At 47.6% G+C, this 25,556-nt stretch carries 32 protein-coding genes, 1 tRNA gene and 2 pseudogenes; 18 read left to right on the plus strand and 17 right to left on the minus strand.

What is annotated here, in order from left to right:
• Nucleotides 1–210: 210 nt before the first annotated feature.
• Both minD and minC read right to left on the minus strand, forming a co-directional pair.
• Nucleotides 211–1,011 (minus strand): septum site-determining protein MinD, encoded by an 801-nt coding sequence (gene minD / locus ACEW9I_RS13275; RefSeq protein ID WP_373540812.1) that lies wholly within the window; start codon nucleotides 1,009–1,011, stop codon nucleotides 211–213.
• Nucleotides 1,012–1,094: 83 nt separating this feature from the next.
• Nucleotides 1,095–1,934: a septum site-determining protein MinC gene (minC, locus tag ACEW9I_RS13280; RefSeq protein WP_373540813.1), complete on the minus strand. Its 840-nt coding sequence runs from the start codon at nucleotides 1,932–1,934 to the stop codon at nucleotides 1,095–1,097.
• A gap of 228 nt (nucleotides 1,935–2,162) precedes the next feature.
• On the opposite strand from minC, the gene ACEW9I_RS13285 reads away from it, so the two are divergent.
• The gene (locus ACEW9I_RS13285) at nucleotides 2,163–2,936 is read left to right on the plus strand and encodes an ABC transporter permease (RefSeq protein ID WP_373540814.1); all 774 of its coding nucleotides are present in this window, start codon (nucleotides 2,163–2,165) and stop codon (nucleotides 2,934–2,936) included.
• 98 nt (nucleotides 2,937–3,034) lie between these two features.
• Here ACEW9I_RS13285 and ACEW9I_RS13290 read toward each other — a convergent pair whose 3' ends face one another.
• Entirely contained in the window at nucleotides 3,035–3,499 is a 465-nt protein-coding gene (locus tag ACEW9I_RS13290) for a hypothetical protein (protein WP_373540815.1), read from the minus strand.
• Nucleotides 3,500–3,718: 219 nt separating this feature from the next.
• Between ACEW9I_RS13290 and ACEW9I_RS13295 the strand changes: the two genes are divergently transcribed.
• The gene (locus ACEW9I_RS13295) at nucleotides 3,719–4,018 is read left to right on the plus strand and encodes a hypothetical protein (RefSeq protein ID WP_373540816.1); all 300 of its coding nucleotides are present in this window, start codon (nucleotides 3,719–3,721) and stop codon (nucleotides 4,016–4,018) included.
• Nucleotides 4,019–4,038: 20 nt separating this feature from the next.
• Nucleotides 4,039–4,806 carry a DUF1350 family protein gene (locus ACEW9I_RS13300; RefSeq protein ID WP_373540817.1) on the plus strand — a complete coding sequence of 256 codons (768 nt, stop codon included), beginning with the start codon at nucleotides 4,039–4,041 and terminating at the stop codon, nucleotides 4,804–4,806.
• Nucleotides 4,807–4,925: 119 nt separating this feature from the next.
• On the opposite strand, the gene ACEW9I_RS13305 is transcribed toward ACEW9I_RS13300, so the two are convergent.
• Nucleotides 4,926–5,885 (minus strand): protochlorophyllide reductase, encoded by a 960-nt coding sequence (locus ACEW9I_RS13305; RefSeq protein ID WP_373540818.1) that lies wholly within the window; start codon nucleotides 5,883–5,885, stop codon nucleotides 4,926–4,928.
• A gap of 17 nt (nucleotides 5,886–5,902) precedes the next feature.
• On the opposite strand from ACEW9I_RS13305, the gene ACEW9I_RS13310 reads away from it, so the two are divergent.
• The 3 genes from ACEW9I_RS13310 (at nucleotide 5,903) to ACEW9I_RS13320 (ending at nucleotide 8,365) form a co-directional block, all read left to right on the plus strand.
• Nucleotides 5,903–6,199, plus strand: a complete 297-nt coding sequence (locus tag ACEW9I_RS13310) for a hypothetical protein (RefSeq protein ID WP_373540819.1) — start codon at nucleotides 5,903–5,905, stop codon at nucleotides 6,197–6,199.
• 14 nt (nucleotides 6,200–6,213) lie between these two features.
• Complete coding sequence (gene ylqF / locus ACEW9I_RS13315) at nucleotides 6,214–7,065, plus strand: ribosome biogenesis GTPase YlqF (RefSeq protein ID WP_373540820.1); 852 nt, start codon at nucleotides 6,214–6,216, stop codon at nucleotides 7,063–7,065.
• 178 nt (nucleotides 7,066–7,243) lie between these two features.
• Nucleotides 7,244–8,365, plus strand: a complete 1,122-nt coding sequence (locus tag ACEW9I_RS13320; RefSeq protein ID WP_373540821.1) for a glycosyltransferase family 4 protein — start codon at nucleotides 7,244–7,246, stop codon at nucleotides 8,363–8,365.
• 14 nt (nucleotides 8,366–8,379) lie between these two features.
• Here the strand turns inward: ACEW9I_RS13320 and secG are convergent, their stop codons facing one another.
• From secG to ACEW9I_RS13350, 6 genes and pseudogenes are all read right to left on the minus strand, one after another.
• Nucleotides 8,380–8,655, minus strand: a complete 276-nt coding sequence (gene secG, locus ACEW9I_RS13325) for a preprotein translocase subunit SecG (protein WP_373540822.1) — start codon at nucleotides 8,653–8,655, stop codon at nucleotides 8,380–8,382.
• Between the two features lie 160 nt (nucleotides 8,656–8,815).
• Nucleotides 8,816–10,414: a 2,3-bisphosphoglycerate-independent phosphoglycerate mutase gene (gene gpmI, locus ACEW9I_RS13330; RefSeq protein WP_373540841.1), complete on the minus strand. Its 1,599-nt coding sequence runs from the start codon at nucleotides 10,412–10,414 to the stop codon at nucleotides 8,816–8,818.
• Between the two features lie 94 nt (nucleotides 10,415–10,508).
• A pseudogene (locus tag ACEW9I_RS13335) lies at nucleotides 10,509–10,706 on the minus strand (DUF5615 family PIN-like protein); the annotation flags it as partial.
• Between the two features lie 152 nt (nucleotides 10,707–10,858).
• A complete protein-coding gene (gene fba, locus ACEW9I_RS13340; protein ID WP_373540823.1) occupies nucleotides 10,859–11,935 on the minus strand; it encodes a class II fructose-bisphosphate aldolase in 1,077 nt (358 codons plus the stop codon).
• 274 nt (nucleotides 11,936–12,209) lie between these two features.
• Nucleotides 12,210–12,281, minus strand: a tRNA-Lys gene (locus tag ACEW9I_RS13345).
• A gap of 67 nt (nucleotides 12,282–12,348) precedes the next feature.
• Entirely contained in the window at nucleotides 12,349–13,218 is an 870-nt protein-coding gene (locus ACEW9I_RS13350; protein WP_373540824.1) for an aldose epimerase, read from the minus strand.
• A gap of 490 nt (nucleotides 13,219–13,708) precedes the next feature.
• Here ACEW9I_RS13350 and ACEW9I_RS13355 point away from each other — a divergent pair, with 490 nt between their 5' ends.
• The 6 genes from ACEW9I_RS13355 to ACEW9I_RS13380 all read left to right on the plus strand — a co-directional run bounded on the left by ACEW9I_RS13355 (nucleotide 13,709) and on the right by ACEW9I_RS13380 (nucleotide 17,300).
• The gene (locus ACEW9I_RS13355; RefSeq protein WP_373540825.1) at nucleotides 13,709–14,011 is read left to right on the plus strand and encodes a DUF6679 family protein; all 303 of its coding nucleotides are present in this window, start codon (nucleotides 13,709–13,711) and stop codon (nucleotides 14,009–14,011) included.
• Nucleotides 14,012–14,312: 301 nt separating this feature from the next.
• Nucleotides 14,313–15,647 (plus strand): hypothetical protein, encoded by a 1,335-nt coding sequence (locus tag ACEW9I_RS13360; RefSeq protein ID WP_373540826.1) that lies wholly within the window; start codon nucleotides 14,313–14,315, stop codon nucleotides 15,645–15,647.
• A 141-nt stretch (nucleotides 15,648–15,788) separates the two neighbouring features.
• A complete protein-coding gene (locus ACEW9I_RS13365) occupies nucleotides 15,789–16,067 on the plus strand; it encodes a GlsB/YeaQ/YmgE family stress response membrane protein (RefSeq protein WP_373540827.1) in 279 nt (92 codons plus the stop codon).
• Nucleotides 16,068–16,144: 77 nt separating this feature from the next.
• Nucleotides 16,145–16,402: a hypothetical protein gene (locus tag ACEW9I_RS13370; RefSeq protein ID WP_373540828.1), complete on the plus strand. Its 258-nt coding sequence runs from the start codon at nucleotides 16,145–16,147 to the stop codon at nucleotides 16,400–16,402.
• 3 nt (nucleotides 16,403–16,405) lie between these two features.
• Nucleotides 16,406–16,774 (plus strand): hypothetical protein, encoded by a 369-nt coding sequence (locus ACEW9I_RS13375; RefSeq protein ID WP_373540829.1) that lies wholly within the window; start codon nucleotides 16,406–16,408, stop codon nucleotides 16,772–16,774.
• 175 nt (nucleotides 16,775–16,949) lie between these two features.
• Entirely contained in the window at nucleotides 16,950–17,300 is a 351-nt protein-coding gene (locus ACEW9I_RS13380) for a hypothetical protein (protein WP_373540830.1), read from the plus strand.
• Between the two features lie 473 nt (nucleotides 17,301–17,773).
• Here ACEW9I_RS13380 and ACEW9I_RS13385 read toward each other — a convergent pair whose 3' ends face one another.
• Nucleotides 17,774–18,553: a sigma-70 family RNA polymerase sigma factor gene (locus tag ACEW9I_RS13385; RefSeq protein WP_373540842.1), complete on the minus strand. Its 780-nt coding sequence runs from the start codon at nucleotides 18,551–18,553 to the stop codon at nucleotides 17,774–17,776.
• 322 nt (nucleotides 18,554–18,875) lie between these two features.
• Between ACEW9I_RS13385 and ACEW9I_RS13390 the strand changes: the two genes are divergently transcribed.
• From ACEW9I_RS13390 to ACEW9I_RS13415, 6 genes are all read left to right on the plus strand, one after another.
• Complete coding sequence (locus tag ACEW9I_RS13390; protein ID WP_373540831.1) at nucleotides 18,876–19,001, plus strand: hypothetical protein; 126 nt, start codon at nucleotides 18,876–18,878, stop codon at nucleotides 18,999–19,001.
• Nucleotides 19,002–19,117: 116 nt separating this feature from the next.
• Nucleotides 19,118–19,354 (plus strand): preprotein translocase subunit SecE, encoded by a 237-nt coding sequence (gene secE / locus ACEW9I_RS13395; RefSeq protein ID WP_373540832.1) that lies wholly within the window; start codon nucleotides 19,118–19,120, stop codon nucleotides 19,352–19,354.
• Nucleotides 19,351–19,980, plus strand: a complete 630-nt coding sequence (nusG, locus tag ACEW9I_RS13400) for a transcription termination/antitermination protein NusG (protein ID WP_373540833.1) — start codon at nucleotides 19,351–19,353, stop codon at nucleotides 19,978–19,980. The genes secE and nusG overlap by 4 nt, the downstream gene beginning before the upstream one ends.
• 12 nt (nucleotides 19,981–19,992) lie before the next feature.
• Nucleotides 19,993–20,418 (plus strand): 50S ribosomal protein L11, encoded by a 426-nt coding sequence (gene rplK / locus ACEW9I_RS13405; protein ID WP_373540834.1) that lies wholly within the window; start codon nucleotides 19,993–19,995, stop codon nucleotides 20,416–20,418.
• Between the two features lie 60 nt (nucleotides 20,419–20,478).
• Nucleotides 20,479–21,186 (plus strand): 50S ribosomal protein L1, encoded by a 708-nt coding sequence (rplA, locus tag ACEW9I_RS13410; protein WP_373540835.1) that lies wholly within the window; start codon nucleotides 20,479–20,481, stop codon nucleotides 21,184–21,186.
• Nucleotides 21,187–21,396: 210 nt separating this feature from the next.
• Nucleotides 21,397–22,449 (plus strand): response regulator, encoded by a 1,053-nt coding sequence (locus ACEW9I_RS13415; protein WP_373540836.1) that lies wholly within the window; start codon nucleotides 21,397–21,399, stop codon nucleotides 22,447–22,449.
• A gap of 18 nt (nucleotides 22,450–22,467) precedes the next feature.
• Here the strand turns inward: ACEW9I_RS13415 and ACEW9I_RS13420 are convergent, their stop codons facing one another.
• From ACEW9I_RS13420 to ACEW9I_RS13445, 6 genes and pseudogenes are all read right to left on the minus strand, one after another.
• Nucleotides 22,468–23,514, minus strand: coding sequence for a hypothetical protein (locus ACEW9I_RS13420; protein WP_373540837.1), 1,047 nt, complete (start codon nucleotides 23,512–23,514; stop codon nucleotides 22,468–22,470).
• Between the two features lie 123 nt (nucleotides 23,515–23,637).
• Nucleotides 23,638–23,826, minus strand: a complete 189-nt coding sequence (locus tag ACEW9I_RS13425) for a hypothetical protein (RefSeq protein WP_373540838.1) — start codon at nucleotides 23,824–23,826, stop codon at nucleotides 23,638–23,640.
• Nucleotides 23,827–24,096: 270 nt separating this feature from the next.
• Nucleotides 24,097–24,291 carry a hypothetical protein gene (locus ACEW9I_RS13430; RefSeq protein WP_373540839.1) on the minus strand — a complete coding sequence of 65 codons (195 nt, stop codon included), beginning with the start codon at nucleotides 24,289–24,291 and terminating at the stop codon, nucleotides 24,097–24,099.
• A complete protein-coding gene (locus ACEW9I_RS13435) occupies nucleotides 24,281–24,502 on the minus strand; it encodes a transposase (RefSeq protein ID WP_373540843.1) in 222 nt (73 codons plus the stop codon). The genes ACEW9I_RS13430 and ACEW9I_RS13435 overlap by 11 nt, the downstream gene beginning before the upstream one ends.
• Nucleotides 24,482–24,931, minus strand: a pseudogene (locus ACEW9I_RS13440) (cation-transporting P-type ATPase); the annotation flags it as partial. The gene ACEW9I_RS13435 and the pseudogene ACEW9I_RS13440, both read right to left, overlap by 21 nt.
• Before the next feature lie 87 nt (nucleotides 24,932–25,018).
• Nucleotides 25,019–25,556, minus strand: a 538-nt coding sequence (locus ACEW9I_RS13445; RefSeq protein ID WP_373540840.1) for a universal stress protein, incomplete at its 5' end; no start/stop codon positions are given.

Consider the following 25,556-nt stretch of genomic DNA (forward strand, 5'->3'; position numbering starts at 1 on the left):
CCACTCACCAATAAGGTTATATAGTTGTCATCTGTTAAGAATTAAAGTGCGAACTCTACCCGTTAGGGTTACTTAACAGAAGCTTCTCATCCCCTGATTACTCAGTTTCGAGAAAACGAATCGCACTAGATACTACTATTAAATCACTTTCGATCGACTTAATGGTATCCTGACAGCGATCTAAGTCATTTGTAGCTACTCGATGTATTGCTATTTGGCAAAGATTTTGCGTAGTCGTGTCAATAAATTATCACGATCGACACTGAGATCTAAGTATGGCGTTTTTTCACCGCAGAGACGATGGGCGATGTTTGAAAAAGCCAGAGCGGCACGAGAGCTAGAATTAGCCTCCAATACTAATGGTTCGCCGCGATTGGTAGAAGTGATCACCCGTTCGTCTTCAGGAACGACACCGATCAATTGGACGGCGAGAATTTCACTGACATCCTCTACGGACATCATCTCACTGGCTTCGACCATCGCTGGACGCAGCCGATTGACGATCAGTCGGGCGGGACTGATATTACTCGCTTCGAGTAAACCGATGACGCGATCGGCATCGCGGACGGCGGAGATCTCTGGAGTCGTGACGATCAGTGCTTCTTGAGCTGCGGCGATCGCATTTTTGAAACCCATTTCGATGCCCGCTGGACTATCGATCAACACAAAATCAAACTGCGGTGCGAGTTCGCCGATCATCCACTTCATGTGGTTGGGGGTGATCATCTCAGCTTTGCGATTTTGGGTGGCCGGGAGTAGCACCAGTCCTGGCTGACGCTTATCGCGCACCAATGCTTGATCGAGCCGACATTCACCCGCCAGCACTTCGACGGCGGTATATACGACGCGATTTTCCAATCCCAGTAACAGATCGAGGTTTCGCAATCCGAAGTCACCATCTACCAAGGCGACTCGATGCCCCATCTTGGCTAGAGTCATGCCCAGGTTCGCTGTGACAGTGGTTTTACCCACGCCACCTTTACCGGAAGTAATTACAATAATACGAGTCATGAATTATAGATTGTGAATTATTTATTATTTATGATAAAAATTCGCTTATTGGTTACGAGCTTGTACGACTTGCGTGCAAATATTCAGTCAGATCGCTGAGAGCTTGGTAGAGCTAACTCGCGCAGGTAGGAGGTATTTTTGAGATCGCTGGCGCGGGCAATCCGAATTCCTTGTGGGGTGACGTAGGCTATTTCTGGTTCAAACTGCGGGGGTGGGGTTTCGGGTGCCCGCGCCACGCGATCGGCTATTCGCAATTGGGTAGGTTCCATCTGGAGTGCCACGATCAGACATTGTGGATTATTGGGATAGCCAGCATGAGCGATGCCCCGCAATTTACCTAATACAATAATATCGCCCGCTGCAAAAATTTCGCCGCCAGGATTGACATCGCCCATGATAATCACTGTACCTTGGTGGCGGATGTCCATGCCCGATCGGACGGTCATTTGCAGGTAGATCGGTTCGGCGATAAGTGGTGCGGCATCTTCAGTCGATTGCGGTATCAAGGGTGCGATCTTTGATTGCTGGGAGACTGAGTAGCCTGCTGTGGCAGCCGCAACAGCGGTTTGGCGGCGGCTGGTAGAGACGAGTTGGAGTTGGAGGGCGACATCACTCAACGCATCAGCAATCCCTTGTAGTTGTCTGGCATCGAGGAGTCGATCTTGCGCGACTAGATGTACCATCGTCAATGGTTGCCAAAACCTTTTACCAGCTTGAAGTCTTTGCTGAAGCTGCTCCCACAGATCGTTCCAACTTGCCGAAGCAGGAGTCTCTGCTTCTGTCGGCAAGATCAACTTCACCACTCCATCTTCCTGCTTGAGTCGAATTTGCAATTTTGGTCGTTCTGGTGGGTTCGCGGAGATCGGATCTGCTGTTTCCTGAGTGTTCAGTGTGGATGAGATAGAAGAGGAATCAGCATTCATAGCCTACAGAGTGGTAACGATCGCAAATGACTTTTACATCTTACACTTCAAACGGATGTTCGGTTGCGATTGTCGGTCATCTATTTGGGTATTATGAACCAGAGGTAATATTATTTGGTTAATTGCATTCATTAGTACCAGTTTGTCAATATCATCCTCGATCGCCAGATTGGGGATGAGATCTATTATTATGCTGGTGTCAGATCGTTTAGACAGTATCTAAAAAAAATGAGTTTAATTCGGATTTGGGCAGTAGCCAGTAATGTGTTTCGAGAAGTGATGCGCGCTCGAATCTTCTTGACGATCGGCTTTTATGCGGTGCTGATGTTGGCAGCATGGCGGATCTTGCCATCCATCTCTGGTGCTGCACAGGACAAAATCATGACTGATTTTGGCACTGCTAGTTCGAGCTTACTCGGAGTGGTCATCGCGATTTTTGTAGGGACGAGTTCGATCGACAAAGAGATCGAAAAGCGGACTGTCTTTACGATCGTCACCAAGCCGATTAGCAGTATGGAATTTATTCTCGGCAAACATTTAGGTTTATCCGCCGTATTAGCAATTTTGGTCGCGGGGATGACCGCGATTTATCTGCTCGTACTCAGCTTATCCCAGATTAGTTACCAACTAGTGCCGCTGGTGATTACCGCATTTTTCCTGTGGCTGGAACTGTGTCTATTGGTGGCTGCTGCGTTATTTTTTAGTGTATTCACAAGTTCGCTCTTGGCGATCCTGTTGACTTTTTCGTTATATCTAGCTGGACATCTCAGCGAAGGGATGGTGAAGTTGGCAGGGGTCACCAAAAATCCCAGTTTTCAACAACTCACAGACAATTTATATCTCGTCTTACCAGATTTGTCGCGACTGGATCTCAAAAATGATGCTGTCTATGGCATCTTACCCCAGCCGGACGCTCTCTTGCTCAATGCTGGATATGCAGTACTTTATATGGGGATATTATTGCTCGCGACGACGATGATTTTCTCGCGCCGACAGTTCTAGTCTGAGCTTCCCAGCACGAGAGAGTTGCTGCCAAATTGGAGGGTGTGTGAGGCGGAAGCCGTAACGCACCAGATCTAAGAGTAACAGCAACCCACTGATTAGAGTTTTTGATGAGTGTATGCGTGTTGCTTGACGTTATCATCTTTGGTGACGACTCGATCGGCATTGAGTACCCGCTTCCGCTCGGTGGAGTAGTTAAAGCTGGTATAACTTTCCCCTGGAGCGATATGCACTTGAGCTTGAGGGTGACTTTTGTAGGTCCGGGCGGTGGCGATACAACGGTAAGCAAATTCGTTGCCTAGCTGACAATCGGCTGGAAAGTTCGCGGGGATTTGCGGGACATCGCCAGCAATCAGTGCGCCCAGAGTCGTGGCAGCGGCGATCTGATAAGAGGTGGGAATCCCCTTGAGCAGGGCTTCTAGAGCAGATGAAGGGATTGGTTCGATGATTTTGAGTTCGCGCACACCATCATCGTCGCGGAAGAAGCAAGTAGCCACACCGATCACCAGATAGGCATCAGGGGTCAGATCGGGAGCATCAGCGATCGCAGTCACAGTTGTCATAAGGATTTAATTAATCTAATCGGTCGGCTACTGATGTAGCTCCCTAGATCGTACCAATTTAACTAGCTGCGGCAGATCCTCGTTAGACTACTTATTATATCGGTAGGACAATATTGGGCTGTAGCTAATGTAGCTGTAGTTTGATTCGCTCCCGATCGTCTAGCTCACTGACTTGGAGCCTTGCGGCTCCCGCTACTACCCGCCTACAGATCGCCACACATGGAAGCTTTTAGCCCTACACCACCAGATTGGAGAGAGATCGCTACTCACGCGGAGGGATTTTGTTGTCCCAACTGTCGCGCTAGCTCGTCCACCGCTAATGCTGCTTGGATCGATCGTCGTTCGCCCGTATTTGTCGAAAATCGCAAACGCAAGTGGCAAGAATTTTATCTGTGTCAATGTGGCAAAGCTTGGTGGGGTTGGAGCGACGAGCGCACCCCCAATGAATTTGCCGAGCGGAGCACTTACAATAGTGAAGACAGCGATCTCGACTACGATAGCTTTTTTGGTTACTTCTAACTCACCAAGCAACAACGGCAATGGATTGGCAAGAAATTTCTGGTAATTGGGTTTATATCCCGCGTCAGCCACGGGCGATCGTGCATTTTTTGGGTGGTGCATTTGTCGCAGCGGCTCCACATTTGACCTATCGATTATTATTAGAAGACTTGGGCAAACAGGGGTATGTGACGATCGCGACGCCATTTATCAATACCTTCGATCACCGCGCGATCGCGAGTGATGTCTACAATAGTTTTGAAGATACCTTAGAATTGCTGCAAAATCGTCGCTACTTACCTACTTCCTTACCAGTTTATGGTGTCGGTCATAGTATGGGATGCAAGCTGCATCTGCTGATCGGAAGTATGTACGATGTCAAGCGATCGGGAAATATCTTAATTTCATTTAATAACTTCTCGGCGCGGGATGCCGTACCGTTGATGGGACAAATGCCCCAGGAATTCACTATGGAATTCACGCCCAATCCCCAAGAAACACTCGATTTGATTGCCGAATATTATGATGTCAGTGACAACCTGATTATTAAATTTAATAATGACACGATCGACCAATCATATACTTTAGGTCAGCTACTCACCAAAATTTTTCCAGGTAAAGTTTCGACGCAGGTTATTAATGGTAGTCACATTACCCCATTAGGACAGAACTTCCTACAATGGCAATCGACTCCTCAAAGTTTTACACCTTTTGATGCGATCAGACAATGGATCGATCGGGAAGTGAACCGCGATTTATACCAACTCAAGCGCGAAATATTACGTTGGCTCGATCCTGTAAATAGTTGACAGCGGCTTGCGCTCCGTCTTCGACGGGTTTAGTTGATGTAGGGTGTGTTAGCGACAGCGCGAGCGCACCAAATCTAAAAACCAAATTATCAATGCTGTCAACTGTCAACTGTCAACTGTCAACTGTTTAAGCCTACCAATTTCTCAGTCAATTCCCACATGCGGATGGCTTTATCATCACTAGCCTTGTCCGATAACTCCTGCACGAATGATTTACCGCCGACTTTTTGACGGTTACCCCAACTCCAATGCACCCCAGATTGCTTAAATTCAGGATCGGCGACTACTTGCGCCACCCGTTCCCCAGCTAGCTCTTGAGTTACATAACCCTTGGTAATATTTTTCTGAAACCAGGGGAAAATCTTTTGGAATAATGGGTAGCTATTGCGGAACAACGGCGTATCGGCGACACAGCCAGGATAGAGCGTATTAAACACAATCCCCGTCGCATCGTGATACCGACGATGCAACTCACGACTCGTCATCATATTGCACAGTTTACTGTCTTTGTAAGCTTTGCCCGCTTTAAATGGCTTGCCGTCAATCATGGCAATCGGTGCTTTGAACCCAGCCGCCAACCCCTGAAGATCGCCGAGATCCGCTGGTGCAGGAATCGGAATCTTGCCGCCTAGCTCCTTAGAATTGGCTGTGACGGTACCTAAAATAATCAAACGTTTATCTACTCCAGCGGCAGCTTTTAAGTCGTCTAGCAGCAGATTAGCCAGCAGAAAATGACCAAAATGATTGGTAGCAACGCTCAACTCATAGCCTTCTGGCGATCGCATTGGTTCTTTGAGCAGGGGTAGATATACGGCTGCATTACACACCAAAGCCTCTAGAGATTTACCTGTAGCTCTGAAATCCTGCACGAATTTCCTGACGCTTGCCAGCGATCCTAGATCGATGGGCAAAATACTATAACTAGCTGAAGACATCCCGACAGCTCGTGCGGCTGTCTCGGTTTTGGGCAGATCCCGACAAGCCATCACCACCTGCCAACCCCGTTGTGCCATCGCTTTGGCGGTGTATAAGCCTACCCCTGATGAGGCTCCGGTAATTATTACTGTTTGTTGAGTCATTTTTAGCAAGTTCTCTTATGTGTCTGGAATCTCAGATCGGATTGGTGACGATCGACAGCAAGACACCTCAACCCTTTATTATGAAAGAAGAGCGATCTGATGAGCGGCAAAATACTAAAATATTTACAATATCTAGATCGAATCGGGGATCTCATGCGCTAAACTGCGTCGCAATACATTTTAATCACAATCTCAACCGCTCTGCGATCCAACTAAATCTGAGAGATCGCCAACTTCATCTGTATTCTGAGTCCGTCCAATGGCGATCGCTCAACTCGCGATCGATCCGAGCGGTTAAACTGGTAACTGAATAACTGTTAACCAGATCATGACCTTACCTGCAATCCAATGGTATCCAGGGCACATTGCCAAAGCCGAGCGTCAACTACAAGAGCAAGTCAAAAAAGTTGATGTCGTGCTCGAAGTGCGGGACGCGCGGATTCCATTCGCGACATATCATCCACTCCTATCTACCTGGATTGGCAATAAACCCAAATTATTAATCCTCAATCGGGTCGATATGATCCCGCCAACAGTGCGAGAATTGTGGACTGAATGGTTTCTATCTCAAGGCGAACAGCCATTTTTTGCCAACGCTCAAAAAGGAACGGGGGTAGTCGCCATCTCCAAAGCAGCGCAATTAACAGGTATCGCCATCAATCAAAAACGGAAAGAACGTGGAATGCTGCCGCGTCCTGTGCGCGCTGTCGTCATCGGTTTCCCCAATGTCGGTAAATCAGCCCTGATCAATCGACTGCTGAATAAACGAGTGGTGGAAAGTGCCAGACGTGCGGGTGTCACAAGATCCCTCCGCTGGGTAAGAATTTCTGATGAGTTGGAGCTATTGGACGCGCCAGGGATTATTCCTGGACGGTTGAACGATCGCGAAGCGGCGGTAAAGCTAGCGATCTGCGATGATATTGGGGAAGCTGGTTATGACAGACAAAGTATGGCAGCAGCCTTGATCGAACTGTGTCAGGAGTTGGGCTATATCGACGGATTCAATGCTCGATATGGCTCTGTACCGACATCTTTGAGCGGCGAAGAGTACCTGCACAATCTCGCCAATGATAAATATCGCGGCGATCTCGAACGCACGTCGCACCTAATTCTCAATGACTTTCGGACTGGAGTATTGGGGACTATTCCCCTAGAGCTACCCGCCAAGTCTACCCCCTAATTCACCGCCATTTCACTTTGTGCTCGCTCCAAACAACTCCCCCGCCATCTAGTGACAGTAGCTCACCTGTCACAACCGATCTAGTGCGCTAGTAGACTTTGCTGGTATATTTAGGAATTACTAAATATTTAACTCTTAATATCCAAGTTTACTAAAGTCCCGATCGGTTTAACAAAAAATGCATATTGCGTGGCTAGGAAAAAAAACGCCTTTTTGTGGCAATGTTACCTATAGTCGAGAAATTACTAGTGCCTTAACTAATCGTGGTCACAAAGTAAGTTTCATGCACTTTGCTGACACCAAAGCTGATGGCGATGAAGTGCCACTACCGTTTCTCTACAAATCCCAAGTATATACAATTCCTACTATTAGGGCTAAACGGGTACTCGAACGATCGCTCCGTCGTCGCAAACCAGATATCGTTCATGCTTCACTAAGTTTATCACCGCTGGATTTTCTACTCCCAGAAATTTGCCAAGAACTAAATTTACCACTGATTTCGACCTTTCATACACCTTATGATGGCAAACGGCGAAATGTCACTTCGACTACCCAGTTACTAGCGTATCAACTGTATGCACCATTTCTTGCTAGATACGATCGCACGATTATCTTTTGTGAAGAGCAGCAAGATTTATTAGTCAAACTAGGCGTATCGCGCGAACGGCTGATCGTCATTCCCAATGGTGTTGATGAGCAAAAATATACGCCAGGGATGAGTAATATTAAAGCTGAGTTTAATGCTCGGCAAATCTACGTTTATCAGGGACGGATCTCGACTGAAAAAAATGTTGAATCTCTACTTAAAGCTTGGAAATACTGCAATATGAGCAACTATGGTTGCAAGTTATTATTAGTTGGCGACGGTCCACTGAGACCCAATCTCGAACCATTTTACAATATCGAACATGGTGTGATTTGGTTGGGCGCAATTCGAGATGATGCCCGTCGGATCGAGATTTTGCGAGGTGCTGATGTGTTTATTTTGCCTTCTTTAGTAGAGGGTTTGTCATTGTCTTTACTAGAAGCGATGTCTTGCGGATTAGCTTGTGTAGCTACTGATGCAGGTGCAGATGCTTCGGTGATTAGTGGTGGTGCTGGAGTCGTCATCAATACTCAAGGTGTTTCTGGTCAACTCCGTACCCTCCTCCCTGTGCTCCGCGAACATCCTGCCTGGGTCGAGATTCTGGGCAAATCTGCCCGTCAGCGAGTGTTGACGAGTTATACCCTCAAAAGTAATATCGATCGGATCGAACGTCTGTATAGTGAGGTTCTCGCGCCAATTCAACAAGTTGGGTAACTGCCCACTGTTTGCTAATTACCAACCACTGGCGGTGCGACAACTGGTGCAACTGATGCTGTGGACAACCAACCAGCACTGAGAATAATTGTGAGCGTAATAAATACTAGAAATAAACCCCAAGTAATCCGATTGAGGTTGCTTTCGGCACTTTTGGTACTACTAAATAACTGCGCCTGACCGCCAATGCCCCCAATACCATCCCCTTTGGGGCTGTGTAGCAGTACCATTGCTGTCAAACCAAATGCAGACAGACACCAAATACTCTCAATTACATTAACGATATTCATGTAGCAATTCTAAACCGTAATAATCTCTCATCTATTGTATCTCGATCTTGGCAAGGATTTGAGAGTTGATGAGGGTAACCATCGGTGGCACGTGTTTACACCGATAACCGACCCTGAGTACCTAGATCGAGCCTGACTCCCTCGCTCAAAATTTGCGAGCCTACACACCTACCCGCATCGGCGATCGCGTGTGCTGGAACTCGACTAGAGTCGGTAAGATCATCGACTTACCAGTCATTTCTACAGGCTGAGGAATCTGGAGAATTTCGAGAATCGTCGGTGCGAGATCTGCCAATTTACCATCCGTGCGGAGTTCGACATCAGTACCATGTCCTGGCAATTGACGACGTTCCCCTTCGATCAGGATTAGTGGTACCTGGCTGGTAGTATGGGCTGTCCAGGGATTGCCCCGTTCATCACACATGTACTCAGCATTACCATGATCGGCGGTGACGATCGTCGTCCCACCGACTTTACCCACCCCAGCTAGCAACCTACCGATACAGCCATCTACAGCTTCGATCGCTTGAATCGTTGGTGCCATCTTGCCAGTGTGTCCGACCATATCAGGATTGGCATAGTTGACCACGATCAGAGTGTAGATCTGCTTGGCGATCGCGGCAAGCACGACATCGGTCACGGTCGCCGCAGACATTGCCGGAGCGCGATCGTACCTACTCACCTGCGGACTGGGAATCAGATCCCGATCTTCCCCAAGATATGGTTCTTCCCTACCGCCGTTAAAAAAGTAGGTAACGTGAGCATATTTTTCGGTTTCGGCTACTCGAAACTGTTGTAAACCCTGCGCGGCGATGACTTCTCCCAGCATATTTTGTAACTGCTGTGGTTCAAAAGCAACTAATACGGGTAGTGTCGAATCGTATTGAGTAAATGTGGCGAAGGTCAGTGGTGTAATTTGAGTACGAATGAAGCCAGTAAATGCGGTGCTCACTAGGGCACTAGTGAGCTGTCTAGAGCGATCGGGTCGGAAATTAAAGAAAATAACGCCATCACCAGATTCGATGGCACCTGGAGCGATTCTGGTGGGGCTGATGAATTCATCAGTTTTGTCGTCAGCATAGCTAGCGGTGAGGACGGCAGTTGCCGTTTGTCCACTCCCCTCGCCTGGGTCGATCATCACATCATAAGCCAGCTTGACTCGATCCCAGCGACGATCGCGATCGAGTGCATAGTAGCGTCCGCTCACTGTAACGATCTTCCCGACGCCGATTTGAGCGATCGCCTCTTCAATTTTTTGAACAGCCAACAAGCCATCGCGCGGATCGGTATCGCGTCCGTCAGTAATCACATGAATGCAAACTTCCGTGAGATCGCGCTCTCGGGCTAGTTGCAACAAACCAATCAGATGCTCTAGGTGTGAATGCACCCCACCATCCGAGCAGAGTCCCAAAATATGTAGCTTGGTCTGACGCTGCTTGACATCTTCACAAACTTTGACTAGAGCCGAGTTGGTCAAAATACTCCCGTCTTTGACTGCATCAGAAATCCGCACCAACTCCTGCGGGACGATCCGCCCCGCACCGATGTTGAGATGCCCGACTTCCGAATTACCCATCTGTCCATCTGGTAATCCTACTGCGCGTCCAGATGTATCGATCAGAGTATGTGGATAAGCCGTCCAGAGACTGTCAATAATTGGGGTTTGAGCTTGTGCGATCGCGTTGCCGTGAATATCTGGACGGTATCCCCAACCGTCTAGAATTACTAGCACCACCGGAGCTACAGGTGCTTGCGCCATATTATTCTTTAGCCTTGTTGTTGTGAAGGATAAGATCGTGTTCATCATAGCAGTTATTCGCGACTTTGCCGATCGTTATGCTTGTCGAGATGACTCAAATGACCGTTCGACAGCGGTAAAGGCGATCGGATAACTGTTCGGGGTATTCTGTAAACAAGTTTTGTAAAAGAGCAATTTTGTTAGCAGATCGTTCATCTTCAATTCTCAGTAAAATAACGCCTCGATGAGGTCGCTGTTCTCGAAAGACTTTATCTCCAAAGTCTTTATCGCTAGTAATCAAAATCCAATTCTCATCAAAAGCCCTCGATCTGCCATCAGTTTAAATAACTAATACAACTCAGGGTCGCTAGTTGATAAAATTGTAACTCACTTAATCAAATGCAATTAACCCGACTTCTAGAAAGAAGTCGGGTTGATATTTTAACCTACTTTAATTAAGTAGCATTAGACGCTAACAGTAACTTTAGGCGCAGGATAGACACCCTTAGCATACTTAGCTGCAAACTCTTCCAAGGATGCAGTTTTGATTTTGCTACCATTACCAGCAGACCAAAACGCGTTATAGCGTTCTGCACATACTTTCTGCATGTATTTGATCGATGGTTTCATGAAGTGACGAGGGTCAAATTCTTCAGGTTTGGCTGCTAGAGCTTCACGGACTGCTGCGGTGATCGCCAGACGGTTGTCGGTGTCGATGTTGACTTTCCGCACGCCACATTTGATCCCTTTTTGAATTTCTTCTAAAGGTACACCATAAGTTTCAGGAATCTTACCACCGTACTGATTGATCAATGCGAGTAAATCTTCAGGAACAGAAGAAGAACCGTGCATGACTAGGTGAGTATTGGGTAGACGGTTGTGAATTTCTTCGATCCGGCTGATGGCGAGGATTTCCCCAGTTGGTTTGCGGGTAAACTTGTAAGCACCGTGGCTAGTACCGATCGCCACTGCGAGCGCATCGACACCAGTAGCTTCGACAAATTGGACTGCTTCATCAGGATCGGTGAGCAGTTGGTCGTGAGACAACGCACCTTCAAAACCATGTCCGTCTTCAGCTTCGCCCATCCCAGTTTCGAGTGAACCCAGACAACCGAGTTCGCCTTCGACGCTGACGCCGATCGCGTGAGCGACTTCGACGACCCGACGGGTAATCTCAACGTTATACTCGAAGCTGGCTGGAGTTTTGGCATCCGCTTCCAAGGAGCCATCCATCATGACGCTAGTAAAGCCCTGTTTCATTGCTGAGTAGCAAGTTGCAGCACTGTTACCATGATCTTGGTGCATGGCGATGGGAATATTGGGATAAGTTTCCACAGCGGCTAGCACTAGGTGGCGCAGGAATGCTTCACCAGCATAGTTTCTGGCTCCACGGGATGCCTGTAGGATGACTGGACTGTCAGTCTCTTGAGCAGCCTGCATGATTGCTTGGATCTGCTCCATGTTGTTGACGTTGTATGCGGGGATGCCGTAGCTGTTTTCAGCCGCGTGATCCAGCAAAAGCCGCAATGGGACGAGTGCCATTAGAAATCCCTCCTATATTTTTTAAATCTTTAAGATTCGATCTCTATTCGCTGACAGAGCCTGTCGCGATCGAGCAGCGACAAATTATGATTCTTAACTAAAGATACTTTACCAAAGATCTGTGAGTGTTGATACACCCTGAGGTAAATAAAATTTACATGATCGCGTCTGGTAGTTTGGCGATCAAGACTGTTGGCTGACTGGTACCGCAGCTATGCAAAAGGGGAATAGTATCTAAACTACTCCCCTGACAATGCTTACCCGATCTAAGTAGTGGGACGCCCGAGGGTCGAACTCGGGACCAATCGGTTAAAAGCCGAATGCTCTACCACTGAGCTAGCGTCCCATCGATCTGGTATAACCAGACCTTTATTAAGATAGCATAGCTACCTAAATTTCTGCAACTCTAAGTTTTAAGTAAAGTTCGCGACAAAGGCAACACTACTAGTCATCGTCTCACCTGGAGCGATATGCAGGAGATCGACACCTGTATTCAGACTATTGCGGGGAGCCGTCCAAGGTTCCAAGCAGTAAAAGTCTTTGCCTTTGACAGTCCAGAATACGACGGTATGATAATCGGCACTCGTCGTCATCGTGAGGGTGAGCTTTTGGCTAGCGTCAATAGCTGTCGCTGTAGTTGCCGTGACATTGGTAAATGCGGCATCGATTTCAGCTTGACTAAAATCAAACTCGCCCGCAAATGGGTGGATTGCTCCCGTTTGCTTTTCTTGATAACTGTCGGCGGCGATATCAAATGTCAGGCGATCTTTAGCTGGTGCGGCAAAATATGGATGCAAACCAGTACTAAAGGGCATCGGTGTATCTGACTTGTTGGTATATGTTTGGTCAATGACCAATTTATTGCCCTGGATCTGATAGGTGAAGCTGACAACAAAATCAAAAGGATAGACTTGGCGCGTCGCCTCATTGCTCTCCAAGACTACTGTCAGACTAGCAGCGGTGGTGCTGGACTGACTACTGACTGTCCAAGGCAATTCACGGGCGAAGCCATGTTGCTTGAGTGAGTACTGCTGCTCCCCAATCTGGTAAGTATTGTCCGGTAAGTTGCCACAAATGGGAAACAAAATCGGGATGCCACCTCGGACACTCAAACTCGGATCGGTAAACCGATCGGTATCCAAATACAATAACTCGCGATCGCCCACACGCCAACTAGTGGCAATCCCACCGCGATCGGGGAAAACAGTCAACGAACTCTGCGCTTGAGTATCATTTAAAACATAGATTGGCTCGATTTGAGACTGTTTGGTAACGGTAAACATGTGATTTTTTGTGGGTAAGAGTAGGATGATTTAGGGCTAGACAGTGGTAGGACGCGCTCTGACTAGATATCTGCGGATTGGCAGTAATTACACCCTCGCCGAATAAGCAAAGAGACGAGCAAACGGGTATTATAGTTATATAGGCTACACGATCGCTGTTCGATAATATCGATCGGGTAATTCAAAGCCTCTGTAGTCAGGCGAACTATCACCAGTAGTAATGACAGATTCGATGTTTGGATCGGATAATTATCATCTAATCGAAAATTATCACCGTTGGCGGAGCCTCTCCCTCAGTGAATCGACAAATGCAATCCTCAAATCTTGGCTGGATGCTGACATTAAGTTCCTCAACTAAACCGTTTGTGAAACGTGGGCTAATACCCGATCGTTTCTAGCTAATTTTGGGAAAGCTAATCTAGAAATAACATCGGTAGTATCTCTAGATTTCCACTTCCACGCCAGATTTATTTGTTTAGGAGAGTTTCTTATGTTACATCGCAAGCTTTATCAAATGTGTGAAGATGGTCGCGAAGTGTGTATTTTTCTGCGGGATCAGCAACGGTGGATCGAACGTGCCCGCATCACCGACATTGAAGGCGATCTAGTCACGATCCGCTATGAGACTGATGAAGACGATGAAGTCTCAGCTTGGGAAGAAATGGTACGTCTAGAAAGTATTGCTTCAATCAGTCAGAAACTAGCTTCTGTCTATCGTGGCAATGCTGAGCCGCTGGTTTCCGACGAATGCCATGAATTAGAGCAAATCCGTCCAGCCACCCCTGAAGAATAATCACATCAACAAGGAGTTATTGACAGTGTAGTCAGTAGCTCCTTGCTGCTAGGTGGGGATGGTGAATGGTGAATGGTGAGTCTCAGTGTAGAGTGGGCACTGCGGCTGGTCGGGTGACCCGCCCATTCCACCAACTAGGTTTCAAGCATTATCACTCGAATCGATCGTTGCATTGAACTACTGAACATAAATATTGCCAAGGCATCGCCAAAATTTGAGCTGTACATTAGGACAATGAAAAGAGGGATCTAGGAAGAATCTGAATTTATCCCTAATTTTGATGTTTATTTAGGACTAAAATATGTTCGATCCTCTGTTTGTGCGTGCTGGTGAGCTATGGGTGATGATTATTGACTCGATCGAACAGGATCGATCGAGCATGGCAACTAGCTGGGAACGCTTTACAGCTCGGCAATTGACTCGGAACCCGCAACTAGACTCAGGACAGCGCAAACTACTCGTGCATCGATTTGCGATCGAGGGTGAAGTCGATGGCAAAACACCGCTAGAATTATTCCTTGCCAGTCAGTCAGATTTGACCTTAGCAGATCGTAAGCTGATTGACAGTTGGCGACGTAGCTTTATAGGATTACTCGCGATCGTCCAAATATTTCCCAATGGTGTGGAAGTGATGAATTGGCTGACTGCCAAGCATTACCGGATTCAGTTTACCGATCTCGCCGCCCAGACAGCCATGAGTCGGCTCAAGGTAGGTGAAGTCATCATCGCACAGCTTAGTCCGATCGTCGATATCGATTGGGCGATCTTGACGCCGTGGGTAACATTGGGCAGCATCGGCAGACCCAAATTAGCCGTCGCCATCGGTGCCTTTCGCCAAAATTATCCGCATTATCTCTACAGCGATGCTCCGCAACAGTTGGCCGCAGCGTGGGAATCAGTAGCAGTCTATCACGATCGGTTTGTCGAATTTTTTGGGAGTGACGAAGTGACCCTCGCAGGTGCTCAACTGCAAGCTCGGATTGGTGAGTTTCAGGCGTGGATGGTAGACAAGCAACTAGCGGCAACCGGAGTAGACAAGTCCAAATCTCTAGCCGAGCTAGCCACCGATGCGGGAATGGCGGCCGAGGATTTAACAGCTTTGACTACAACTCTCGGATTGTCCGACGCTGATACCGCCAAGGGGCAGACAACCGCCATCGGGAAGATGGTATCACCCCAGGTCGAACTCCCCGCACATCTGAAAACGGCAACTGCGGTGACTGCGCTCAGTCATCATTACTGGGGACAGATGTTCTTGGCGGAATATCCGCGACTCAAAACCTTGCTCTCACCTGAAGATCCGCAGTATACCGCCAGCGATCTCAAGTTTATCCACAAATGTCTGGCAGATCCGCAGTTGAACGCTTTTGTGTGGCGCAGATTGGCAGCACAGTATCCCCACCAGTTGCCAACCGCACTCCGACAAACGCTGGACTTGCCCAATTTTAACTTAGCTACAGACCTCGACGCCATCCTGACCAAATTTAATAAATATCTGGAGCCAGATCTGCCAGATCTAGCCAGCGTGCCCATCCACTTACATGAGTTGTTTCAATCAGCAGTCGGAGAAGTAACTAAAGAGAAAGCTCGACCAAAATCTCAGCCGAAAAAGAGTGGATTTGGAGCCAAAAGTTAAGAATCGATCGCGTTAATGAGATCGCGACTCAACCGATCGGTTAAAATAGGGGAAACCGATCACCAGGGTGTCTCTAATACTGAATTAAAATCGGTAACATTAAAGTATCGATCCAAAATCTAACGACGGAGAGTTAAGATTATGAACATTATTGGTTGGGTAGTACTCGGTCTGATTGCTGGCGCGATTGCCAAAGCGATCTATCCTGGCTCTCAAGGCGGTGGCTTGCTAGCGACGATGGTACTTGGGATTGTGGGTGCCTTTATTGGGGGGACTTTATATACACTAGTCACGACTGGAAAGTTTGTTATTGCTTCATCAGGAGCTGTAACGGGAGCATTAATTCCGTCATTAATATTTGCGGTACTAGGTGCAATGGTAGCGATCTTCCTCTGGGGTTTAGTTACTCGTAACGCATAGATAAATAGTATCGATAGTCGATCTTGGCGATCGCTAGATCGTCCCGATTTAATTGCTAAATAGCCAGGTGCTGCCTGATGGGAAAGTTACCAAATAGACCCAATTGCGGCAACGGTCTGACGACCGCCAAGTCCGCAGGTGCGGACTTTAATTTTGTACCTAAAACGAGCGATCGGTGGTGTCCATCGACTGCTCGTACCAAAGACTCAGCCACCGAGATCGGACAGTCATTGGATATTCCTGATAAACTAGAGAGTGGAGCGACTCTCGACCTACTCGATTCAGTAATGACTCAGGTCGAAACAGACAAGGCTTCAAGTTATATGGAGCTATAGTGAGTGAACAATAACAGCCCAAATTTATTTCAAGTCAAGCTACCTGGCGTCCAATCCTGGCTGACAATTGTGGCAATCTGTCTGTTGTTGGGTAGTCTAGGATTAGGATGGGTCGTAAAATTTGCCTCGATCGCGATCGGATTAGTGATTCTCGCCCCAGTTGTCGGGATACTGGGATTTGTCTGGTGGTTGCGCCGCAGCATCGTTGCCGCCCAGTGTCCAGTCTGCAACTATAGCTTGCAAGGCATCAATGGCAGTGAGATTCAATGTACCAACTGTGGTGAATTGCTCACAGTCGATCGCGGTAAACTAGTGCGCGACACTCCCCCAGATACGATCGATGTAGTTGCAGTCGAAGTCATCCAAGACTAAAAAACTGATAAGATCGCAAACATCGCTACATTAGTCGTGCGGAGTTCGATCCCAACTATCGTTTCGATCGCTTTTAGTTCCCCACCGGACAGAATTTATGATTGCCGACGAGGTACAACAGTAAAACGCTCGATTTAGCTACCTCCTCCCCACCTCTACCCTTTAATCCCTTGACATGACATCCCCACAGCCCCAAGACTGGAAAAGTCGCTTCCAAGATTTGAAGATCGAGATCGAACGAGCAACATCAGGATCGCCAGGATCTGAGTCGCTCAACCAAATTGAAGTTGATGCTCCTGTGGGGATGGATGCCCTTGGGCGAGGCTATCAGCAGTTCTTGAGTTGGTTTCAGGGGATTCCAGCAAGTGGTAAATTACTCGCGATCGCAGGTGGTGGTTTGTTGAGTCTGACACTGATCAAAACTGTCTTTCAACTGATCGCATCTTTAATCACCCTTGCGGTTTTTGGGGTCATCTTGTATCTGGTTTATCGGTTTTGGATTTTGCCCAAAAGTAGTGAAGAATAGGTACTCGATGGCGATCGGGTAAGTCTAGCGATCGGCAGATATGACAAATAACCGTTTGGTGCGTTACGGCTGTCTTGTATTGAAGCATCGACCTGGAGGTTTTCTCCAGGTCGATGCTGCGCTGATGCGCTGTCTTGTCTTGATTCGCTAAACCCTCGGCTTTGCCGAGGAGCGCGAATCGCTGTCTCGCTGCTTGGTGCAACACATGCACCAGGGTTCCTCCGCGTGATTGCATCCGCAAACCCTCTCTGCGAGACGCTACGCGTAACCGAGAGCCTGCGCCTTGCGCTTACGGCAAAGCCAACTGGTCGAGTCACCCGACCAGAGAGGAGCACGAGCCGCTAAACCCTCGGCAAAGCTTACGGATGGCGCATTGCTGAGCCTAACACACCCTACATCAACTGCTATCTTAGTCCGCGTAGGCGGACTTTGCACCACTAGCAGAGACTTCAGTCTCTAGGTAACTTCGATCGTCAAGACATGACAGCCTCTTCTGGCTGAAGCAAAGTCGATAGCTGCTTGACGCCCCGTTGGAGATGGCGGGTGACAGTCATCGGGCTGACACCGATGCGTTTGGCTGCTTCCTTGCGGGGCAGTCCTTTAATATAGACAAACTCGATCGCTTGCTTGGTTTTTGATTCGAGTTCGGAGATCGCCCCTTCAAGTTGTTGGCGTTCTTCCTCTAGATATTGACGTTGCTGTTCGCGTGTATCTGGAAGACTCTCGCCCAGAGTCACCGGACAGTCCAACATTTGTCCGACAGTAGCATCGAGACTTAAAGCTTGACGATTGTGCTCGGCGGCTTGAGTATCGCGCCATTCGTTCACAGATACGTTCAAGACAGCCGCAATCTCTTCATCCCGTACTTTTCTACCCAACTTAGCTGTAAGCTGTTGACGGACTTTCTCGCCCTCTTTCTGGAGTTCTTGCCAGCGACGGGGGATTTTGAGGACGCTACTTTTGTCGCGGAGGAAGTGCAACACTTCGCCTCTGATGTAAGGGACGGCAAAAGAACTAAAAGCACAACCTTGATGGGGATTGAAGCGTTCGATGGCGCGGATCAATCCCAGATAACCAATCTGTTCCAAATCTTGATAGGGTTCTGCACATTGACGACCGATTCTATGAGCGATTTGTCGGACGAGTCCGGCGTTCAATAAAACTAATTGATTGCGAACCTTGACACTTGGCTGCTGAAAATAGTTCATCAGTAAGGACATCGATTCGGAATGAGCAGAAGCTTGAGTAGCCATCGTTTGAGCAACCTTGGTTAAGATAGATGCTGTGTGATTGATGCAATCCGCACGATGAGTGGGCATAATCACAACAGGGAGGTCTAGCAGCGGAACAACAGAAAGTTAGTGGAAAAATAAATCTGGCTGGGATGTGCTCAACTTGTTTTTCTCTACTGCTACATTGTTCTCTACCCACCTCGATTACCAACAGCGTCGATCCACGGAAATACTGGTGAGTGTATTTTTGTTAAGTCAGTGAATTTACGTACAGACAAGGACTACGATGTCGATGCAGCAACAACAATCGACGATTGACACTTGCCCTGAGCGATCGCCCCTCATGACCAAATCGCTGCCTCAACCTGCAAAATTGGCGGATTTCGAGCTTCATCCACTTGAGTATTCCCGAATTTGGCGACAAATCATCACAGCTACTCGCGTCCTCGCAGCGACAACAGCAGGTTGACACCCTGCTATCATCAAGCGATCGACTCAATTCGCCCGCGCCAGAGGTAAAAATTTCAGGTAAACTAGTAGTTTGTTAACCTCATATCCTCTTATCGTTGAGAGGAGCCAGAGATTATGGTCAAAAAATCCGAACCATCAAGAACTGAGCCAGCAACTGCTGAATCGACTGGATTCAACCCAGTTCAACTCGTCCAAGACAGCAAAGTCGAACTCTCAAGAGTAATTTGGCCCAGTCGTCAACAGCTCATTAGTGAATCCCTTGCCGTCATCGCGATGGTGTCTTTGTCGGCGACGACTATTTATTTAGTCAACAACCTCTTTAGCTGGGCGGCTGGTAAGGTGTTTGTATGAGTTCGATCGATGATGAGCTAGATGATAGCAGCCAAGACCGCGAGGCTGGCACCAAAGTCCAAGAACCAGCGCGCTGGTATGCCGTCCAAGTCGCCTCTGGTTGTGAGAATCGCGTCAAAATCGATCTCTTGCAACGGATTCACTCATTTGGCATGGGCGAGCGGATCTACCAAATCGAGATCCCCCAAACTCCCACCATTAGACTCAAAAAAGATGGTACCAAGACCCCCGCTGAGGAAAAAGTTTTCCCTGGCTATGTATTGGTGAGTATGTCGATGGATGATGACGCATGGCAGGTAGTCAAAAACACCCCCAACGTGATCAACTTTGTCGGCTCGGAGCAAAAACGCGGCTACGGGCGCGGACGCGGACACGTCAAACCACTACCTCTATCGCGTGGTGAAGCAGATCGGATCTTCAAACAAGCTCTCGAACAAGAGCCAGTAGTGAAGACAGATCTGACCGAAGGCGATAAAATAATGGTGATGTCTGGTCCATTTAAGGACTTTGCAGGTGAGGTCGTTGAAGTCAGCCCCGAACGGAGTAAACTCAAAGCCTTGCTCTCTATCTTCGGGAGAGATACCCCCGTAGAACTCGAATTTAATCAAGTCCAAAGACAGGGCTAATACACACATCTAATGGCAAAGAAAGTAGTCGCAATTGTTAAGCTAGCCCTCAACGCTGGTAAAGCTAACCCCGCACCGCCAGTCGGACCCGCATTGGGTCAACACGGTGTGAATATCATGGCATTCTGTAAAGAATATAATGCCAAAACTGCCGAGCAAACTGGCACGGTCATCCCAGTCGAGATTTCGATCTTTGAAGATCGGAGTTTTACATTTGTACTCAAGACACCTCCTGCTTCCGTACTGATCAAAAAAGCCGCTAAAATCGAAATTGGTTCCAACGAACCCAATAAGAAAAAAGTCGGTCAAATCACTTCTGCCCAACTGCAAGAAATCGCGCAAACTAAGTTGCCCGATCTCAATGCCAATGACATCGAAGCAGCAATGAAGATCGTAGCTGGTACCGCACGGAACATGGGTGTGGCAATCGTTGACTAGTTTTTTATCCACCATATTTGGGGGAGAGGCAAGCCCTCGTTATTTACCCCAGGAGCAATCATGACCAAAAAGTATTCGCGTCGTTATCAAGAATTGGCTAAAAAGATCGAGGATCGGGCTTATGAGCCGCTCGAAGCAATGGCACTAATCAATGAGACAGCAACTGCTAAATTTGCTGAATCTGCCGAAGTTCACGTCCGGCTGGGTATCGATCCTAAGTATACCGACCAACAATTACGGACGACTGTAGCATTGCCCAAAGGTACCGGACAAACGATCCGCGTCGCCGTGATCGCCCGTGGTGAAAAAGTAGCTGAAGCGACCGCCGCAGGTGCCGATCTCGCTGGTTCGGAAGAATTAATCGCCGAAATTCAAGGCGGGATGATGGATTTCGATCTATTGATCGCCACTCCCGATATGATGCCTCAAATCGCCCGTCTCGGTCGCGTCCTCGGCCCACGCGGTTTGATGCCTTCGCCCAAAGCTGGTACGGTAGCGACCGATCTGGGTGCCGCGATCGCCGAATTCAAAGCAGGTAAACTAGAGTATCGTGCTGACAAATCTGGGATCGTGCATATCCTTTTCGGTAAGGCAGCATTTGCCCCTGAAGACCTGCTGCTCAACCTCAAGGCATTCCAAGAGAGTATCGATCGCAACCGCCCGTCTGGAGCCAAGGGTCGCTTCTGGCGCAGTATGTATGTCTCTGCTACGATGGGGCCTTCAATCGAAGTCGATATCAGTAGTCTCCGCGATATGAAAACTGAGTAAATAGTCGATCGATCGATTACTTACACATCAACAGAGGGATGAGTCTGAAACTTGTCCCTCTTTTTTAGCAGGATGTCTCATGGATAGCGAGCGATCGAATGTTGACATTCGATCGCCTAGGTGTAAGTTTTAGTACACGTGACATTGTAAATATATTTAATACCTGCTAGGTTATGGGAGCACAGTCTAAATCGATTGTGCTAATCTATCATGCATAACAGCTTACTTGTCCTGAATAATATGAATCTCCCCACCTTCACGGTGTTGATTGTTGAAGACTTGCCAGACAATCGAGTGGTATATCGAGAATACCTGATGAGCGATTCAAGCCGTGCTTACGATATCATCGAAGCGGGATCGGTGGCGGAGGGACTGGAACTATACAGTACGGAAACGATCGATGCGATCCTACTCGATTATCTGCTCCCAGACGGCGATGGGCTGAAATTTCTAGAAACAATATCAGCGCAAAGTGACGATCGTCGTCCCCCTGTGGTGATGATGACGGGGTATGGCAACGAAAGTATTGCAGTTCGAGCGATGAAACTAGGTGCCCAAGATTATTTAGTCAAGGGTAGCTGTACGCCACAGTTATTGATCTCAGCCATGCACAGTGCGATCGAGAATGCCCGCTTGCGGCTCCAATTGCAGTATAGCCAGGAGCAATTACAGGCAGCTAGCGAGCAAATTACAACGATCTGGGAAAGCATGACCGATGCGTATATCAGCCTCGATCGCGATTGGCGGATCGTCTACACCAATTCTGCCGCAAGTCAAGTCATCGAGCGACTAGTCGGTCTAGCACCTGAAGAATTTTTGGGTAAAACCTATTGGGAAGTTTTTCCCCAGTCGGCAGATAACTTTGTCGATCGACAATATCGTCAGGCTGTGACCGATCGAGTGGCGGTACATTTTGAGGTATTTTATGAGCCAATTGGCAGTTGGTTCCAGGTTCATGCTTATCCGTCTACCGCCGGAGTGGGGATTTATTTTCGAGATATTAATGAACGTAAGTGGCTCGAAGGCAAATCGATCGCCGACGTGCAAGAGCTGGGTAACTTTGTGCAGATTGTCGCCTACGATCTCCAAGCACCTCTGCGTGCAATTACCCATCTCTCTGAATGGATCGAAGAAGATTTGGCAGGTGCGCTCACGGTAGCAAATCAACGGCAAATAACCCTGTTGCGGAGCCGAATAGCGCGGATATCTGCCACGATCGATGGACTGCTAGACTATACCCGTACCACACCGACAGAACAGTAGCTGAGCTAAAAGCTTTACCTAGCTCGATCGCCGCTGTAAAACGATCGCATGTTTGCCGACAACGGGACTCCGCGCGATCGCGACCCCTTGACTATCCTCAATTGCTAACCGACTAAAATGATTGGTCTGAGCTTGGAGCCACATCCGATCGGTTAATTTATCTTGTTGCTCGTCAGCGATCGTATACCAGATCGGATTGAGTCGGACGACCACGCGATCGCGGGCAATATCGACATTTAAGGTTTGAATAATATCATCAGGATACTGACTAGTAATATCGCTCAATTGGCTCTCAATTGCATCGATAAATAGCTGTTCTGGACTTGGGGCGAGATCGCGATCGATCGGAGCTGGGAGATTGGTGGGTTGAGCCGCAATCTGTGCGGGTGGATTGGTAGCTACAGAAGGCTTGACACTAGGTACGAAAAAACCATCCACAACCCAGATCCCGACAGTCACGAACATCACCACAATCGCGGTCAGAATCGCATCAGAGAGCTGACGAATCGGTGGTGGTAGAAATCGCCGAAATTGCTGCAATGTATCCGCCCAGATGCCAAGAGCGCGGTCGATCGGTTTAGGTGTGGAGGGATTGATTGAGACATTACTGCGCGGCGATCCTGTTTGGTTGGGATAGTCATCATCCCAAAAATCATCAATGGGAGCCACAGGGCTGAGATTGTTGCCTCGGCGCGCTGCTTGAATATTGCTACTTTTGACAGTCGCTGCGGGTAGAGCCTCATCCCAATCATCGAGATCTAGAGCGATTTGTGTCGATCGTGCTGGTACTGGGACGCTCGGTTGAGCAGTGGGGACTTTCCCCGCTAGCGGCTGCACCCAAGTTTGAGTGCGATCGCCGATCGTTTCGACATCATCCCAATTTGTCTCCTCATCATCAGTATCAAATCGACTGGCGATCGGAAACTCTTTTTCCTCAAGTTCTGACTGGGATGACGGCTCAGTCTGGCGGGGATTTGGATTGGGAACTCTTGGTTCTAAGTTCTTGTTGCCAAACCTCCCAAATAATCCACGTATTAGTTTACCTGTCCTCGATCGGGGTGTCATGATATTCGGATTAGTTTCACTCTCTTCTAATTTATCACCTTTATTTAGTCAGTCCCATCCACATCACCAAAATTTATAGCCGATCGTCCTTGACAAATTAGACTCGATCGGGCAATCCCAATCCTAAACATTCGATCGATCGTTAGAACGCGACCGTAATTCTGTTTGTTTGGCGAGATTGGAGCCAGTAGGGGAGTTAGGGATCGATCGGATTGCGGTGGAATTTGCGGTGACGGTGACGGATTTATTGACGAATAGAGTGTTTGTGAGGGAAGGCTCGATCGCCCAGAAGTGTTGAATGTTAGATCGCACACCTCCTATAAATGGTTACACCATGCATATGAAAGGCTATTATTACAGCTAAAATACTATCTTTCTAAACCAATGTACATAGCTAATATTTTCACATATAAAAGCTTGCAAATACCTCAATTTATCTAATGCCTTATCTCCAAATTCTTTAGGAATTTCTATAAGCTGTAAGACAACGTATCCCATCAAGCAGCAACATATTTGAATCTCAATCACATTAATATTTTTAGTTATTAATCGATCCAACTTTAGGTACATCTTCAAAAACTTTCACAGTAATTTAATTTGCCAACAACTTCGATAAAACTCTCCAATTTCTTCATTGCTTATTGCGAATTCTCCGATCTCTGGTAAGTTAGTTGCTAGTCTGAATTCAGTTTTTTCTTCTAAATCGCAATAGTTAATAATTCTGCATTCTACTTTTTTTGTTCCTGTTCCTACTGAAAACTTACCATTATCTTGCATCTGCTCTCCTCATATCATTCTTTATTCTCAAGACAAAGTATCGCTCTTTATCTTGAATTAGATTCTTGATTATTTCCAGTTTGCAAAATCCTCTATCCATTATGTTGACTCCATTCTTCGGTATCGCCGCTATTGTTTCTTCTCCATATTTACTATCATGTCCTTGTCCAAAATGAATTAATATTCCACCTCGATCGCCTTCTGCTAGCATTAAAATATCGTCCCGCACCACTTCTCGCCCTGCAATCCGCTTGCGCTTTCCATCTCGAATTACCAAAGCACGAGGACTAGAAAGATCGGGCAAAGCTTCGAGCGCGTGTTCGGTTTTACCTTCTTGGTAGAGACTAATTGCGGTGAGGAAGACGACGAAACCTAGTAAGATTAAGGCTTCCTGAAGGTCGCCTAAAATCCAATAAATAATGGCACCACCGACTAGGAGCAGAAAGATCGGATCTTGAATGCTGTCCCACGCGATCGATAAAATACCCCGCGATTGAGCCGAGGGAAGTTCATTGTAGCCATCGCGATCGAGATTAGCGATTGCGTCTCGCTCAGATAAGCCTACAGGATTCTCGTTCCGAGAGGCTTCGCCAACGAGATCGTGCTGTGTAGATTCTAGCCGAACGACTGGAGAAACCATAAGTCTGTTGCCACAACTAAATTAGTTCGATCGTAACCGAGAGCCTCTCATTCTGAAAATCGACATTTTGCCATCGTAAATCGGGTCTTATTTGTACATCAAAACAGAACAAGGCGTATGATGGAGGACATAATTACTGACGCTGCCCAACAACAACTCATTGAGAGCAGAAATGCCCCTGTGTCCCATCACAATCAGATCGACATCCTCTGACTGAGCAAATTCACAGATTTTGCGACCGGGGCCACCAGCGATCTGGTGAAATTCAGTTGTTACGCCTTCAGTCGTAGATCGATCTGCCAGCGATTTTAATAGATTCAAACTGTGTTGTTCGTAAGTTTGCCACTGTTCTCGATATATTTGCAGCGTGTCACCATCCGCAGCTTGAAAATACTCCAACCCAGTCGGCATCGGGATCGAGAGAGTATTCTGTTCCTCGAAAGATAGAACATGCAAGAGTACTAGATTAGCTTTGTCAGCCTTGGCAATATCGAGTGCTGTTTTAAAAACATCATGGCTCATTTCCGAGCCATCTATTGCCGCCAAAATCTTCTTAAACATATTAATTTCCGCTATTATTAGTTTGTTTAATGCAATTAGCGATTCCCAGTCCGGCGACGTTCGG

Source organism: Chamaesiphon sp., assembly GCF_041738855.1.
Classification (GTDB): domain Bacteria; phylum Cyanobacteriota; class Cyanobacteriia; order Cyanobacteriales; family Chamaesiphonaceae; genus Chamaesiphon.

Excerpts from the sequence above, each read along its gene's own strand:
- minD (WP_373540812.1), bottom strand. The coding sequence starts at position 1,011 with ATGACTCGTATTATTGTAATTACTTCCGGTAAAGGTGGCGTGGGTAAA.
- minC (WP_373540813.1), bottom strand. The coding sequence starts at position 1,934 with ATGAATGCTGATTCCTCTTCTATCTCATCCACACTGAACACTCAGGAA.
- ACEW9I_RS13285 (WP_373540814.1), top strand. The coding sequence starts at position 2,163 with ATGAGTTTAATTCGGATTTGGGCAGTAGCCAGTAATGTGTTTCGAGAA.
- ACEW9I_RS13290 (WP_373540815.1), bottom strand. The coding sequence starts at position 3,499 with ATGACAACTGTGACTGCGATCGCTGATGCTCCCGATCTGACCCCTGAT.
- ACEW9I_RS13295 (WP_373540816.1), top strand. The coding sequence starts at position 3,719 with ATGGAAGCTTTTAGCCCTACACCACCAGATTGGAGAGAGATCGCTACT.
- ACEW9I_RS13300 (WP_373540817.1), top strand. The coding sequence starts at position 4,039 with ATGGATTGGCAAGAAATTTCTGGTAATTGGGTTTATATCCCGCGTCAG.
- ACEW9I_RS13305 (WP_373540818.1), bottom strand. The coding sequence starts at position 5,885 with ATGACTCAACAAACAGTAATAATTACCGGAGCCTCATCAGGGGTAGGC.
- ACEW9I_RS13310 (WP_373540819.1), top strand. The coding sequence starts at position 5,903 with ATGTGTCTGGAATCTCAGATCGGATTGGTGACGATCGACAGCAAGACA.
- ylqF (WP_373540820.1), top strand. The coding sequence starts at position 6,214 with ATGACCTTACCTGCAATCCAATGGTATCCAGGGCACATTGCCAAAGCC.
- ACEW9I_RS13320 (WP_373540821.1), top strand. The coding sequence starts at position 7,244 with ATGCATATTGCGTGGCTAGGAAAAAAAACGCCTTTTTGTGGCAATGTT.
- secG (WP_373540822.1), bottom strand. The coding sequence starts at position 8,655 with ATGAATATCGTTAATGTAATTGAGAGTATTTGGTGTCTGTCTGCATTT.
- gpmI (WP_373540841.1), bottom strand. The coding sequence starts at position 10,414 with ATGGCGCAAGCACCTGTAGCTCCGGTGGTGCTAGTAATTCTAGACGGT.
- fba (WP_373540823.1), bottom strand. The coding sequence starts at position 11,935 with ATGGCACTCGTCCCATTGCGGCTTTTGCTGGATCACGCGGCTGAAAAC.
- ACEW9I_RS13350 (WP_373540824.1), bottom strand. The coding sequence starts at position 13,218 with ATGTTTACCGTTACCAAACAGTCTCAAATCGAGCCAATCTATGTTTTA.
- ACEW9I_RS13355 (WP_373540825.1), top strand. The coding sequence starts at position 13,709 with ATGTTACATCGCAAGCTTTATCAAATGTGTGAAGATGGTCGCGAAGTG.
- ACEW9I_RS13360 (WP_373540826.1), top strand. The coding sequence starts at position 14,313 with ATGTTCGATCCTCTGTTTGTGCGTGCTGGTGAGCTATGGGTGATGATT.
- ACEW9I_RS13365 (WP_373540827.1), top strand. The coding sequence starts at position 15,789 with ATGAACATTATTGGTTGGGTAGTACTCGGTCTGATTGCTGGCGCGATT.
- ACEW9I_RS13370 (WP_373540828.1), top strand. The coding sequence starts at position 16,145 with ATGGGAAAGTTACCAAATAGACCCAATTGCGGCAACGGTCTGACGACC.
- ACEW9I_RS13380 (WP_373540830.1), top strand. The coding sequence starts at position 16,950 with ATGACATCCCCACAGCCCCAAGACTGGAAAAGTCGCTTCCAAGATTTG.
- ACEW9I_RS13385 (WP_373540842.1), bottom strand. The coding sequence starts at position 18,553 with ATGGCTACTCAAGCTTCTGCTCATTCCGAATCGATGTCCTTACTGATG.
- ACEW9I_RS13390 (WP_373540831.1), top strand. The coding sequence starts at position 18,876 with ATGACCAAATCGCTGCCTCAACCTGCAAAATTGGCGGATTTCGAGCTT.
- secE (WP_373540832.1), top strand. The coding sequence starts at position 19,118 with ATGGTCAAAAAATCCGAACCATCAAGAACTGAGCCAGCAACTGCTGAA.
- nusG (WP_373540833.1), top strand. The coding sequence starts at position 19,351 with ATGAGTTCGATCGATGATGAGCTAGATGATAGCAGCCAAGACCGCGAG.
- rplK (WP_373540834.1), top strand. The coding sequence starts at position 19,993 with ATGGCAAAGAAAGTAGTCGCAATTGTTAAGCTAGCCCTCAACGCTGGT.
- rplA (WP_373540835.1), top strand. The coding sequence starts at position 20,479 with ATGACCAAAAAGTATTCGCGTCGTTATCAAGAATTGGCTAAAAAGATC.
- ACEW9I_RS13415 (WP_373540836.1), top strand. The coding sequence starts at position 21,397 with ATGCATAACAGCTTACTTGTCCTGAATAATATGAATCTCCCCACCTTC.
- ACEW9I_RS13420 (WP_373540837.1), bottom strand. The coding sequence starts at position 23,514 with ATGACACCCCGATCGAGGACAGGTAAACTAATACGTGGATTATTTGGG.
- ACEW9I_RS13430 (WP_373540839.1), bottom strand. The coding sequence starts at position 24,291 with ATGCAAGATAATGGTAAGTTTTCAGTAGGAACAGGAACAAAAAAAGTA.
- ACEW9I_RS13435 (WP_373540843.1), bottom strand. The coding sequence starts at position 24,502 with ATGCTAGCAGAAGGCGATCGAGGTGGAATATTAATTCATTTTGGACAA.